The organism is Viridibacillus sp. FSL E2-0187, from assembly GCF_038006425.1.
GTDB classification, from domain to species: domain Bacteria; phylum Bacillota; class Bacilli; order Bacillales_A; family Planococcaceae; genus Viridibacillus; species Viridibacillus arvi.
This window is the reverse complement of record NZ_JBBOVG010000001.1, coordinates 2030440-2042786: the sequence shown is the minus strand read 5'-3', so window position 1 is coordinate 2042786 and position 12347 is coordinate 2030440. Positions and strand designations below refer to the sequence as shown.

13 protein-coding genes are annotated in these 12347 nt (G+C 38.3%); all 13 read left to right on the top strand.

Translation table 11 applies throughout. The annotated features are described in order from the left end of the window. Nucleotides 1–144: 144 nt before the first annotated feature. The 13 genes from MHH85_RS09890 to cobA all read left to right on the top strand — a co-directional run bounded on the left by MHH85_RS09890 (nt 145) and on the right by cobA (nt 12338). Nucleotides 145–510, top strand: a complete 366-nt coding sequence (locus MHH85_RS09890) for a (2Fe-2S) ferredoxin domain-containing protein (protein WP_340706905.1) — start codon at nt 145–147, stop codon at nt 508–510. A 28-nt stretch (nt 511–538) separates the two neighbouring features. Beyond that, a complete protein-coding gene (cobJ, locus tag MHH85_RS09885; RefSeq protein WP_340706904.1) occupies nt 539–2212 on the top strand; it encodes a precorrin-3B C(17)-methyltransferase in 1674 nt (557 codons plus the stop codon). 21 nt (nt 2213–2233) lie between these two features. Continuing rightward, a complete protein-coding gene (locus tag MHH85_RS09880; RefSeq protein ID WP_340706903.1) occupies nt 2234–3148 on the top strand; it encodes a sirohydrochlorin chelatase in 915 nt (304 codons plus the stop codon). Next, on the top strand, nt 3145–3915 hold the full coding sequence (gene cobK, locus MHH85_RS09875; RefSeq protein WP_340706902.1) for a precorrin-6A reductase: 771 nt from the start codon (nt 3145–3147) through the stop codon (nt 3913–3915). Before MHH85_RS09880 ends, cobK begins: the two co-directional genes overlap by 4 nt. 12 nt (nt 3916–3927) lie before the next feature. Continuing rightward, nucleotides 3928–4578 carry a precorrin-8X methylmutase gene (locus tag MHH85_RS09870; protein ID WP_193739518.1) on the top strand — a complete coding sequence of 217 codons (651 nt, stop codon included), beginning with the start codon at nt 3928–3930 and terminating at the stop codon, nt 4576–4578. A 2-nt stretch (nt 4579–4580) separates the two neighbouring features. Next, nucleotides 4581–5693 (top strand): cobalt-precorrin-5B (C(1))-methyltransferase, encoded by a 1113-nt coding sequence (locus tag MHH85_RS09865; protein WP_340706901.1) that lies wholly within the window; start codon nt 4581–4583, stop codon nt 5691–5693. Then, the gene (cbiE, locus tag MHH85_RS09860) at nt 5671–6891 is read left to right on the top strand and encodes a precorrin-6y C5,15-methyltransferase (decarboxylating) subunit CbiE (RefSeq protein ID WP_340706900.1); all 1221 of its coding nucleotides are present in this window, start codon (nt 5671–5673) and stop codon (nt 6889–6891) included. Before MHH85_RS09865 ends, cbiE begins: the two co-directional genes overlap by 23 nt. Beyond that, entirely contained in the window at nt 6884–7591 is a 708-nt protein-coding gene (gene cobI, locus MHH85_RS09855) for a precorrin-2 C(20)-methyltransferase (RefSeq protein WP_340706899.1), read from the top strand. Before cbiE ends, cobI begins: the two co-directional genes overlap by 8 nt. Continuing rightward, complete coding sequence (gene cobM, locus MHH85_RS09850) at nt 7591–8373, top strand: precorrin-4 C(11)-methyltransferase (protein ID WP_340706898.1); 783 nt, start codon at nt 7591–7593, stop codon at nt 8371–8373. The genes cobI and cobM overlap by 1 nt, the downstream gene beginning before the upstream one ends. Then, nucleotides 8370–9497, top strand: a complete 1128-nt coding sequence (locus MHH85_RS09845; protein WP_340706897.1) for a cobalt-precorrin 5A hydrolase — start codon at nt 8370–8372, stop codon at nt 9495–9497. Before cobM ends, MHH85_RS09845 begins: the two co-directional genes overlap by 4 nt. Before the next feature lie 65 nt (nt 9498–9562). Next, on the top strand, nt 9563–10933 hold the full coding sequence (locus MHH85_RS09840; protein WP_340706896.1) for a cobyrinate a,c-diamide synthase: 1371 nt from the start codon (nt 9563–9565) through the stop codon (nt 10931–10933). Further along, a complete protein-coding gene (locus tag MHH85_RS09835; protein WP_340706895.1) occupies nt 10909–11577 on the top strand; it encodes a precorrin-2 dehydrogenase/sirohydrochlorin ferrochelatase family protein in 669 nt (222 codons plus the stop codon). The genes MHH85_RS09840 and MHH85_RS09835 overlap by 25 nt, the downstream gene beginning before the upstream one ends. Then, nucleotides 11568–12338: a uroporphyrinogen-III C-methyltransferase gene (gene cobA, locus MHH85_RS09830; RefSeq protein WP_340706894.1), complete on the top strand. Its 771-nt coding sequence runs from the start codon at nt 11568–11570 to the stop codon at nt 12336–12338. The genes MHH85_RS09835 and cobA overlap by 10 nt, the downstream gene beginning before the upstream one ends. Nucleotides 12339–12347 lie beyond the last annotated feature (9 nt).

The window sequence follows — 12347 nt, the reverse complement described above, 5'->3', positions numbered from 1 at the left end:
GTGTTGTCTGAATAATCTAGTTTTTAAACCTTAATTCTTTGAATTAAGGTTTTTTTATTTGCAAAATTGATGACTAGTTGCCAATTCACCTTATTTCCATAGACTTTTCTTAAAAAATGATGAACACCATATGGGAGGATCACTATGACAACTTGGAATTTAGAAAGTATGAAAAGTCATTTGCTTATTTGCAATGGCAGTAGTTGTTTGAAGAAAGGCGGGGAAGAGGTAACGCTGGCAGTGAGAGATGAGATTACTAGGCTTGGGATTGACGAGCAAATACATACTACTCGAACTCGCTGTAATGGTCGTTGTAAAGATGCCTGTGTCGTAATTGCATATCCACAAGGGACTTGGTATAAAGCTGAATCTCCTGAAATTGGCCGTCAAATTGTTCGTGATTGTATGGATCAGCAAGTTGCCCCGCATGTCGTCTACCAAACAATTAATGGTAGCATGACGAAAAACCCGACATCAGGAGCGATTAAAGGTATTTCGAAAAACAAATAGTTAGATGTATTGAAAAGGAGATGTTTGAATGTCGCAACTTGGCAAACTTTATGTAGTTGGTTTTGGTCCAGGGGATTTTAAACATATTACAACTAGAGCAGTTGAAGCATTGCAAGAAAGTGATTTCATAATCGGTTATAAAACGTACGTTGAACTCATTCAAGATTTAATTGATAGTAATACATCAGTCATCAGTACAGGTATGACTGAAGAAGTTTCTCGGGCTCAAGAAGCTGTAAGACAAGCTGAAAACGGCAAAAAAGTGGCGGTTATTTCAAGTGGAGATTCCGGTGTCTACGGTATGGCCGGACTAGTTTATGAAGTGTTAATAGAAAAGGGATGGACAGAAGCAACCGGTGTTGAAATTGAAGTTATTCCTGGTATTTCGGCAATTAACTCCTGTGCTTCTTTACTGGGTGCACCAGTCATGCATGATTCATGCACGATTAGCTTAAGTGATCATCTAACTCCTTGGGATTTAATAGCAAAACGTGTAGAAGCTGCGGCTATGGCGGATTTTGTAATTGCTCTTTACAATCCACGTAGTGGCCGTCGTACTCGACAAATTGTTGAAACACAACGTATTTTACTACAGTATCGTTCGCCAGAAACACCAGTAGGGTTAGTAAAAAGCGCCTATCGTGATAGACAAAATATCATTATCACTAATTTAAAAGATATGTTGAATCATGATATTGGCATGTTAACGACCGTTGTCATCGGCAATTCATCGACATTTTTGTATGACAATAAAATGATTACACCTCGTGGTTACCAAAGAAAGTACACATTGAATGCCGAAAAACAACCACTTAAACCACATCAACGCTTGAAGGAAGAGGCAGAGCCGTGGGCAATGGACCAAGAAACTGGCATTCAGCGTAGTCAAAACATTGATAGTGCACCTGCTTTAGTAAGAGCTAAGGAACCGTCAGTTGTAAAAACAGAACCAAAACCTAAAATTAGCTCATTTGAAATGGCATTAGATGCATTAACTCGTGTAACGGGTAAACAAGTGGAAACTCAAACTACTTTTGTACAACAAGAAATGGAAGCTATTTTCGAATTAGCCGTAAGCCCTGGGGTTGCCAATAAAAGATTTACACCAAAACAAATGATGACATTAGCTGAAGTAGTTGGAGAAAAAGGGACTATGGAATATACACCAAATCATAATATTCTTTTGAAAATCCCAACAACAACACCAGATATCATTACAGCTAAACTGCAAGAAGCAAACTTTATTCTGTCACCAGTTGGTGATGTTGTCACAATTAAAGCATGTGATTTTTGTGATGGTGAGAAAACTGGCGGTATTCCATATGCAGAGGAACTTCAAGAAAAACTTGGCGGTCTGAACATGCCTAAAGAATTTAATATCGGTTTTAATGGCTGTGGTATGGCATGTTACAAAGCTGTGATGGAGGATGTTGGAATCGTCTATCGAAAGGGTAAATTTGATCTTTTTGTTGGTGCGAAACCAGTTGGTAGAACGGCTCACCCAGGACAACCGGTAGCAGAGGGCATTGAGCCCGAGAAAATTGTAGAAGTTGTCAGCAATATTGTTGAAGAATATCGTCAAAACGCACATCCGAACGAGCGCTTGTTCAAATACTTCAAACGTGTGAAGCGAATTCAAGGATTTAACTATCAGGATATGTCACCAAAAATTGAAATTGAACCTGCACCTTGCGGGGATTAAAACTTAGGGGGAATTGTATTTATGAAAGCTATATTATTCGTAGGTCATGGTAGTCGTTTAGCTGAAGGTAATGCAGAGGTTAACAAGTTTATAGAGCAATTAAAGCCAACTTTAGATGACCAACTACTAGTCGAATCTTGTTTTTTAGAATTCGCATCACCAAACATTGCACAGGGAATTGATAATTGTGTCGCTAAAGGTGCAACAGACATCCATGTTATTCCGATTATTTTATTACAAGCGGGACATTCGAAAATTCATATTCCAGCAGCGATTGATGAAGGTAAAGCAAAATATCCTACTGTAGAAATTACATATGGTCGTCCACTAGGTGTGCATGAATCCATTTTCTCAATTTTAAAAGAGCGTTTAACAGAAGCTGGTTTCAATCATGAAGAGGAAAATAAAGATACAGCTATTTTATTAATCGCACGTGGTGGTAGTGACCCCGATGCTAATAGCGACTTTTATAAAATTGCCCGTATGCTATGGGAACAATTAAATGTTCGTACAGTGGAATGTGCATTCATGGGTGTAACTTACCCAACAGTTGAGGAAGGTATTGAAAGATGTCAGCAACTCGGAGCGAAAAAAGTAATTATGCTTCCTTACTTCCTATTCACAGGTATTCTGATGGAACGTATGGAAAAAATGGTCTTAAGTTACCAAACTACGTACCCTGAATTAGAAGTGAAATTAGCGGCTTACTTCGGTTATCATGCTGAACTAAAAACAGTATTAGCAGATCGAGTTGAAGAATCACTTCAAGGTGATGTGAAAATGAACTGTGATACTTGCCAATACCGTATCAATGCAATGGAATTTGTAGATCATCATCACCATCATGACCATGATCACGACCACGACCATCATCACCACGATCACGACCATCACCACCATGAACACGATCACGAACATGCAGGTACTGCAAAATGATTTTGTTTTTAGCAGGTACGAGCGATGCCCGAGCATTGGCAATAGAGTTACAACAAACTGGGTATCCAGTTTTAGCAACTGTTGTCACTGAATCAGCCGCAAAAAGTTTAGTTGAAGCAAAAATAGAAACGCATATTGGACGTCTAACAGCTGAAAATATGGCTCAATTTATTCAATCAAAAAATCTACAAGCTGTAGTTGATGCATCACATCCATTTGCAGAAGAGGCATCAAAAAACGCGCTAGAGGGTGCAAGATTAGCAAGTGTACCATATATCCGTTATGAACGTGAAAGTCAGCAATTCGAAAATGACAAATTAATCTTAGTAACAGACTACGAGGAAGCAGCGAATTTGGCGGCCAAAAAACGGGGTGTCATCATGCTAACAACTGGTAGTAAAACACTTGGTACATTTACTGAAAAGTTACTAGATTTAGAAGATACAAGAGTCATTGCCCGTATGCTACCACGTTTAGACAATATGGAAAAATGCGCAGAGCTTGGTGTAGAACAAAAGAATATTGTTGCTATTCAAGGCCCATTTTCAAAAGAGCTTAATATAGCTCTTTATAAGCAATACGGTGTCACTTTAATGATTACAAAAGAAAGTGGCAAAGTAGGTTCAGTTGATGAGAAATTAACAGCAGCTCTGGAATGTGGTATTGAAACAATTATGATTGCAAGACCGAAAGTGGCTTATGAAAATGTGCATTCTACTTTTATTGATGTTATTCAAGCATTACAAACTCAACTTTCCCAAATTTAGGAGGTAACAAGTATGGATTTCAGAACAGATTTTAAACCTTTAACAGTTGATCCAGATAAAATTTATGAACATAGTTTTGCTACTATTTTAGAGGAATATGGTCCACATGATTTTACAGAAGATGAATGGAAAATCATTCGTCGTATTATACATGCTTCAGCCGATTTTGATTTAGGTCGTTCAGTAATTATTCATCCAGATGCGATTGAAGCAGGTATTAGAGCTATTCGGGCTGGTAAAGCAGTTATCGCTGATGTGCAAATGATTGAAAGTGGTACAGGACATAAACGTTTCCAAAAACACGGTGGAGATGTATATTGCTATATTTCTGATGAAGATGTTTCGAAAGCAGCAAAAGAAGCAGGTGCTACACGTGCTATTATGTCAATGCAAAAAGCTGCACATTTACATGAGGGTGGTATTTACGCAATTGGAAATGCACCAACTGCATTATTAGAATTGATTCGCTTAATTAAAGAAGGTGTAGTAAAACCTGATTTAATTATAGGAATGCCTGTAGGTTTTGTATCTGCTGCAGAATCGAAAGAAGAATTAGCTAAAATCACGGAAGTACCGTTTATTACAAACCTTGGACGTAAAGGTGGTAGTACCGTAACTGTTGCGGCACTTAATGCAATCTCTCTATTAGCTGACCAGGCTTAACGATGCAAAAGAAAGAGAAAAAAGATCCATCGCAAATGCGTCATGGCTATACAACAGGCGCTTGTGCAACGGCCGTAACGAAAGCAGCTTTAACGGCACTGATTACTGGTGAAGCACAAGAAACAGCAACGATCCATTTGCCGGTGGGCCGAGATGCGACATTTACTATAGAAAAAAATACCTTTGAAGAAAACTCAGTAAGTTGCGAGACGATAAAGGATGCTGGAGATGATCCAGATGCAACACATAAAGCATTGATTATTTCTACTGTCAGTTGGGGAGATCAACCTGGAATTATTTTAGACGGAGGAGTCGGCGTGGGACGAGTGACCAAGCCGGGTCTTCCTGTTCCTGTTGGAGAAGCAGCTATCAATCCTGTACCAAGGAAAATGTTGAACACTACTGTCCAAGAAACGCTAGATGAATTTCAAATTGATCGCGGCGTTAAAGTTGTCATTTCTGTACCAGATGGAGAAGAAATTGCTAAAAAAACGTTAAACGGTCGATTGGGAATTATCGGGGGCATTTCGATATTAGGTACTAGAGGAACTGTTGTACCGTTTTCTAGTTCAGCCTATATGGCAAGTATAGTTCAGGCAATTAGTGTGGCAGTAGCCATGGGTTGCGAACATGTCGTGTTAACAACAGGTGGTCGAAGTGAAAAATATGGCATGCAACAATATGAAGGTCTTTCTGAGGAAGCTTTCATTGAGATGGGTGATTTTGTTGGTTTTGCACTAAAGCATTGTAAACGTTTAGGTATTAAAAGAGTGTCATTAGTTGGCATGATGGGGAAATTTTCTAAAGTTGCCCAAGGTGTCATGATGGTCCACTCGAAAAGTGCTGCTATCAATTTTGAATTCATGGCACAACTTGCAAAAGACGTAGGAGCACCAGACGACCTAGTGCAAGAAGTGGTAGGAGCAAATACAGCTTCTCAAGTAGGTGAGATGATGATGGAAGCAGGTTACGATCTATTCTTCAATCATTTATGTGAAGCTTGTTGTACAGCTTCTCTCAATCATGTACGGGGTGGACTTATCATGGACACTGCAATTTATTCCATGAAAGGACAATTATTAGGAAGGGCTGATGGCATTGATTCAATCAATTAAATTGATCGGAATAGGTGATAATGGACAAGAGAGTTTATTACCTCAATACATATCGTGGATTGAAGAAAGTGAAGTATTGGTAGGTGGAGAAAGATTACTTGAATTCTTTCCTTATTATATAGGAGAAAAAATTGTTGTAAAAGGTGGGTTACAACCTCTAGTAGAACAATTAAAAAATGAAAAGCGCAAAACGGTCATTTTAGCATCAGGAGATCCTTTGTTTTACGGTCTAGGTGGTTATTTAGCAAGCAAAATAGATGTCGAAGTATATCCCTATTTTAGTTCTATTCAATTAGCTTTCTCAAAAATGGGTGAGAGTTGGCAAGATGCTTATTTAATAAGTGTTCATGGACGAAGTATGAAGGGCTTAGCACAAAAAATCGATGGCAAATCGAAAATCGCATTATTAACAGATACAGATAATAGCCCGAGTAAAATTGCTGAATATTTATTATCCTTTGGCATGACAGAATACCGCGCTTTTGTTGCAGAAAACATACAAGGTGAAAGCGAAAAATACGGTTGGTATGAATTAGAGGATATGGAAAATCTCGAATTCTCTCCATTAAATGTTGTCATTCTTAAAAAAGTTGGAGAAAATCCAAAATGGACATTAGGCATTGATGACGAAGAATTTTCACAACGTAAACCCGATAAAGGGTTGATTACAAAAAAAGAAATTCGTGTTCTAAGTTTATATGCCATGCAATTGACGAGTAGCAGTATCGTTTGGGATATCGGTACATGTACGGGTTCAATGGCTATTGAATCTGCGAAGTTGGCACCAGAAGGACAAGTATTTGCGATTGAAAAAAATGAAGGTGATCTTGAAAATTGCCTACAAAATCAACGAAAATTCCGTACAGATTTAACAGCGATTCACGGCAAAGCGCCTGAAGGACTTGAAACATTCCCGAATCCAGATGCCATTTTCATTGGTGGTACAGGTGGTAACATGAAGGATCTATTGAAAGTATGTTGTGAGCGTTTAACTCAAGGTGGAAGAATTGTTTTAAATGCTGCGACCATTGAAAATTTATACCGCGCGAATGAAGCATTTGAGGAGTTTGGTTTTGAAACATCTATTATGCATGCCCAAATTTCTAGAAGTAAACCAATTTTAGGTATGAAACGATTCGTACCATTGAATCCAATCTATATAATTACGGCTAAACGAAAGGAAGAAATCCATGAGTAATTTAGGTACTTTATACGGTCTAGGAGTAGGTCCTGGAGATCCTGAACTAATAACAGTTAAAGCATTCCGTGTGATTCAGGAATCGCCAGTTATCGCTTATCCGCGAAAACGCAAAGGAAGTAAAAGTTATGCACAACGTATTGTTGATGTATATATCCGTCCAGGTGAAAAGGATATGCTTGGTCTTGTTTTCCCTATGACGAAGGACCAAGCGATTCTGGATAGAGAGTGGAATAAAGCAGTTGAACTAGTATATGAAAAATTACAAGAGGGCAAAGATGTTGCTTTTGTAACTGAAGGAGATCCACTACTCTATAGCACATTTATCCATATGATGAAGTTGATGCAAGAATTGCACCCAGAAATAGAGATTAAAACAGTTCCGGGTATATCATCTTTCAACGGTTCAGCATCACGTTTAGGTATTGCACTTGCTGATGGGGATGACCATGTTGCGATTATTCCAGCTACCGATGATTATGCTGTTATGAAAAAAGCACTTGAAGATCATGATGCTGTCGTATTCATTAAAGTGGCAAAGGTAATGGATTTAATGATTCAAGTTTTAAAAGAATTAAACCTATATGACAAGGCTTCTGTCGTTACAAAAGTTACCTCTGATGAGGAAGTCATTTGGACAATGGATGAATTAGAAGATGCAGAGCTAGAATACTTAACTCTAATGGTGGTGCGTAAATAATGAAGAAAATATACATAGTTGGGGCAGGTCCTGGAGATCCAGATTTAATCACAGTGAAAGGCTTAAACATTTTACAAACGGCAGATGTAGTGATGTATACAGATTCACTAGTAAATGATGAGCTTATTGCAAAAGCAAAACCAGAAGCTGAAGTAATTAAAACTGCAGGTATGCATTTAGAAGAAATGGTCGGTGTTATTGTTGACCGAGTAAATGCTGGAAAAACCGTAGCTCGCATCCATACAGGTGACCCTGCAATGTATGGTGCGACAATGGAACAACTTGCATTACTTAAGAAGGAAGATATTCATGCAGAAGTCATACCAGGTGTCAGTTCGGTTTTCGCTTCAGCAGCTGCTATTGGTGCTGAGCTAACAATTCCAGATTTAACACAAACACTTATTTTGACTCGAGCAGAAGGCCGTACTCCAGTACCTGAATTTGAAAAACTTCGTGATTTAGCAAGTCACCATTGTACAATTGCATTATTTTTGAGCGCTACTTTAACTAAGAAAATTGTCAAAGAACTACAAGCAGCAGGTTGGAGCGATGATACGCCAATTGCCGTAATTCAAAGAGCTTCTTGGCCAGATCAAAAAATCGTACGTACGACATTGATAAATTTAGATGAAGATATGCGTAAAAATGGTATTCGTAAGCATGCAATGATTTTAGCAGGATGGGCGCTTGATCCTAATATTCATGACAAAGATGAATACCGTTCAAAATTATATGATGCAACATTCACTCATGGATTCCGTAAAGGTGTGAAACCGCAATGATTGAATTACAAGAAGGTATTGAACCGGTTGTAGATCAACATAATCAATATGCTATTGTCGCTATAACGAAGCATGGTGTACAAACAGCACGTAATTTGCATCGATCATTTGTACACTCAGACGTTTACTATATGAGTAAGTTTGAACAAGGTGATGAACAACAAAAGCATATTCAACTATTTACAGGAAGTGTACGTATGTTGTTACCGACACTGTTCAAACAGTATAAAGGTATCATTATGATAATTTCACTTGGTGCTGTAGTACGTATGATTGCACCTATTTTAGTGGATAAAAAGACAGATCCTGCAGTTGTTGTTATTGATGACCGTGCGGAAAACGTCATCAGTGTTCTGTCAGGTCATTTAGGTGGAGCAAATGAATTAACACACGAAGTAGCTTCTGCTTTAAATGCTCGTGCGATTATTACAACTGCATCAGATGTCCAAAAAACAATTCCAGTAGACCTTTTCGGTTCTCGCTTTGGCTGGGTTTGGGACTCTGCAGATAAGTTAACACCTGTAAGTGCCTCCGTAGTAAATGAAGAACCTGTTGCAATCGTACAAGAGTCAGGTGAAAAAAACTGGTGGCATCTGAAAACACCATTACCAGAAAATATCAAACAATATCCTAGTATTTCAAAGGCTCTAGAGGCAAAGCCAAAAGGGGCATTAATCATTACGCATCGATTGCTAACAAAAGCTGAAGAAGCCATTTTAGAAAATGGTGTTGTGTATCGTCCGCAAAATGTCGTAATCGGTATGGGGTGTAATCGCGGTACATCTGCAGATGAGATTGAGCAAGTTATTCTGGATACACTGCAAGAACTTCAGTTTTCGATTAAAAGTGTCAAGGCACTATGTACAATCGATTTAAAAAAAGATGAACAAGGTTTTCTCCAAACTGTTGCGAAATACGGGTGGGATTTTAAGTACTACACACCATCTGAATTGAATATAGCCACAATTGAAGCACCATCTGATACTGTATTTAAATATACAGGGGCTTATGGTGTAAGTGAACCAGCAGTTCGCCTATATACTGGTTCAGATGATTTAGCTTTAGTTAAGAAAAAATCAGGTAACACAACTATTTCAGTTGCCGTTATTTTACATAATGAATAGTATCAATTGCTAATTAAAACCGGTTGTTTATACCGGTTTTAATTGCAATCTCGGGGGGATAAGTGATGAGTTCAAGAAGACTAGTAATTGCAGGTACAGGAAGTGGCGTTGGTAAAACGACTTTTACAATCGGCATAATGGCTGCATTGCAAAAGAAAGGTTACCAAGTACAAGGATTCAAATGCGGTCCGGATTATATTGATCCCTCATACCATACTGCGGTAACTGGCCGTGTTTCTCGTAATCTAGATAGCTGGATGTTTGATCATGAAACGGTGAAAGAATTGCTAGTCCGTGCGAGTACAGGTGCAGATATCTCTATTATTGAAGGAGTAATGGGATTCTATGATGGTAAAAGCCCGTTAAATGATGCAGGTTCTACAGCTGAAATCAGTGTCATAACGGATAGTCCTGTATTACTTATCGTCAATTGTGCTAGCATGGCCCGTAGTGTAGCAGCCATCGTTAAAGGATTCCAAATACTTTCGGATAAACCAAATATTATTGGAGTTATTGCCAATCAAGTTGGTAGTGTAAATCACTATAAAATAGTCAAAGCTGCGATCGAACAAGAGTGTGGTATTCCCGTACTAGGATATTTAAAACGTGAAAATGGTATTGATATTCCTAGTCGACAATTAGGTTTGATTCCTGCTATTGAACGTGGTGAATTGAATCCTTTTTTTGATCAGCTTGCATCGCTCATTTCAGAAACAGTCGAGATAGATCGCATTTATGAATTGGCAAAAACCTCTGAAATTGTGCATTTCTCAAGTGGATTATTTGACCAACGGCCTGATAGAGGTGTAACAATTGCTGTGGCAAAGGATGCTGCTTTTAATTTTTATTATGAAGAAAATCTAGAGTTATTAAGAGCATACGGTGCAACACTAGTTTTCTTCTCACCACTAAACGGTGAGGTAGTACCAGAAAATGTAGATGGTCTTTACATAGGAGGGGGATTCCCCGAAGAATTTGCGGCAGAGCTTTCAAAACAAGATGCTGTCAAACATTCAATACGACATGCAGTGAACAGTGGTATGCCAACCTTAGCAGAATGTGGTGGATTTATGTATTTAACAGATTCTATTACAGATACAAAAGGCAATACATATGCAATGACTGGTATCATTCCTGGAGCTGTACGAATGCAAGAAAAGATTGCTGCACTAGGATATCGTGATATTTCTGGCACTCCAGGTAACTTCATAATTGATGAAAATCAAATGGCTAAAGGGCATGAGTTCCATTACTCCACTTTTACAGCTTCAGAGGAAATTCAACCAGCTTATGAAACAACGGGGCGTTTTGGTAAAAAGGCAGAAGGTTATTTAAACGGGAATTTAGTTGCTGGATATACTCATTTCCACTTCGCATCAAATCCTGATTTAGTAGAGCAGTGGGTGAATGCATGTGTGAGACATCAACAACAATGACAACATATTATCCAATCATGCTTCAGTTGAAAGGTAAATATTGTGTCGTTATTGGTGGAGGCAAAGTGGCAAATCGGAAAGTAACGTCACTATTAAATGCCGGAGCCATTGTTACTGTCATTAGCCCAGTTCTACATGAGAAACTGCAAGAAAAATGGAGAAATCATCTCATTACATGGTTTGAAAAGTCATTTGAAACTTCTGATTTAGAAGATGCTTTTTGCATTATTGCTGCTACGAATCATTCAGCTGTTAATGCAAAAGTAAAAGAATGTACTATGTCACATCAACTTTTGAATATAGTCGATGACGCAAGTGCAAGTAATTTTATAGTACCTGCTACATTGAGACGAGGAGATTTAACAATTGCAGTTTCAACGTCAGGTACCAATCCTGGCTTAGCAAAGAAACTAAAAGACGATCTAACTCTTCAATTTGATGACTATTACGGAGAGTACGTGGCATTTTTGCAAAACGCTCGTACGGAAGTATTAACGAATGTGATAGATGAAATTAGTAAGAAACAACTATTAGAAGCTCTATTACGGCCAGAATTTTTAACCTTAACAAAAGAAGGTAAAATAGCCGAACGTGAGGAGCTATTTCAACATTATTTAAAAAGGGGGATTGCGCCATGGCAGTAGGAAAAGTGTATTTAGTCGGTGCAGGTCCAGGCGATCCAAGACTAATAACAGTCTATGGATTGGAATGTATTCAAAAAGCAGATGTTATTGCATACGATAGACTCGTTAATCCGAAATTACTTGAACATGCAAAAAAGGATGCTGAACTGATTTTCTGTGGAAAGTCACCAGGGAAGCATCACCTAATTCAGGATCAAATTCATGATTTATTAGTTTTAAAAGCATCAGAGGGAAAAACGGTTACGAGATTAAAAGGTGGAGATCCTTGTGTTTTTGGGCGAGGAGCAGAAGAAGCAGAAGTATTAGCTGAACACGGTATTGAATACGAGATTATACCAGGAATTACTGCTGGAATAGCAGCACCTGCCTATGCAGGTATACCGGTTACACATCGTGAATATGCATCAAGCTTTGCAATTGTCACTGGTCATGGTAGAGATGATAAAGGACAAGATCATTTAAACTGGGATGCTTTGGCTAAAGGAATCGATACGATTGCCTTCTATATGAGCGTCGGTAATTTAGCTTATATAAGCGCTCAATTAATTGCCCATGGAAAAGAGGCAAAAACACCTGTGGCAGTTATAGAATGGGGAACAACAGAACAACAAAGAACATTAACAGGGACATTAGATAATATTCATGATTTAGTAGTTAGCGAAGAATATATTAACCCATCGATGGTATTAGTTGGTGAGGTTGTTCAAATGCGAGATAAAATTAAATGGTATGAAAAACAACTTTCTACTGTTCTGCAATAAGAAAAAGTG

Excerpts from the sequence above, each read along its gene's own strand:
- MHH85_RS09890 (WP_340706905.1), top strand. The coding sequence starts at position 145 with ATGACAACTTGGAATTTAGAAAGTATGAAAAGTCATTTGCTTATTTGC.
- cobJ (WP_340706904.1), top strand. The coding sequence starts at position 539 with ATGTCGCAACTTGGCAAACTTTATGTAGTTGGTTTTGGTCCAGGGGAT.
- MHH85_RS09880 (WP_340706903.1), top strand. The coding sequence starts at position 2,234 with ATGAAAGCTATATTATTCGTAGGTCATGGTAGTCGTTTAGCTGAAGGT.
- cobK (WP_340706902.1), top strand. The coding sequence starts at position 3,145 with ATGATTTTGTTTTTAGCAGGTACGAGCGATGCCCGAGCATTGGCAATA.
- MHH85_RS09870 (WP_193739518.1), top strand. The coding sequence starts at position 3,928 with ATGGATTTCAGAACAGATTTTAAACCTTTAACAGTTGATCCAGATAAA.
- MHH85_RS09865 (WP_340706901.1), top strand. The coding sequence starts at position 4,581 with ATGCAAAAGAAAGAGAAAAAAGATCCATCGCAAATGCGTCATGGCTAT.
- cbiE (WP_340706900.1), top strand. The coding sequence starts at position 5,671 with ATGGCATTGATTCAATCAATTAAATTGATCGGAATAGGTGATAATGGA.
- cobI (WP_340706899.1), top strand. The coding sequence starts at position 6,884 with ATGAGTAATTTAGGTACTTTATACGGTCTAGGAGTAGGTCCTGGAGAT.
- cobM (WP_340706898.1), top strand. The coding sequence starts at position 7,591 with ATGAAGAAAATATACATAGTTGGGGCAGGTCCTGGAGATCCAGATTTA.
- MHH85_RS09845 (WP_340706897.1), top strand. The coding sequence starts at position 8,370 with ATGATTGAATTACAAGAAGGTATTGAACCGGTTGTAGATCAACATAAT.
- MHH85_RS09840 (WP_340706896.1), top strand. The coding sequence starts at position 9,563 with ATGAGTTCAAGAAGACTAGTAATTGCAGGTACAGGAAGTGGCGTTGGT.
- MHH85_RS09835 (WP_340706895.1), top strand. The coding sequence starts at position 10,909 with ATGTGTGAGACATCAACAACAATGACAACATATTATCCAATCATGCTT.
- cobA (WP_340706894.1), top strand. The coding sequence starts at position 11,568 with ATGGCAGTAGGAAAAGTGTATTTAGTCGGTGCAGGTCCAGGCGATCCA.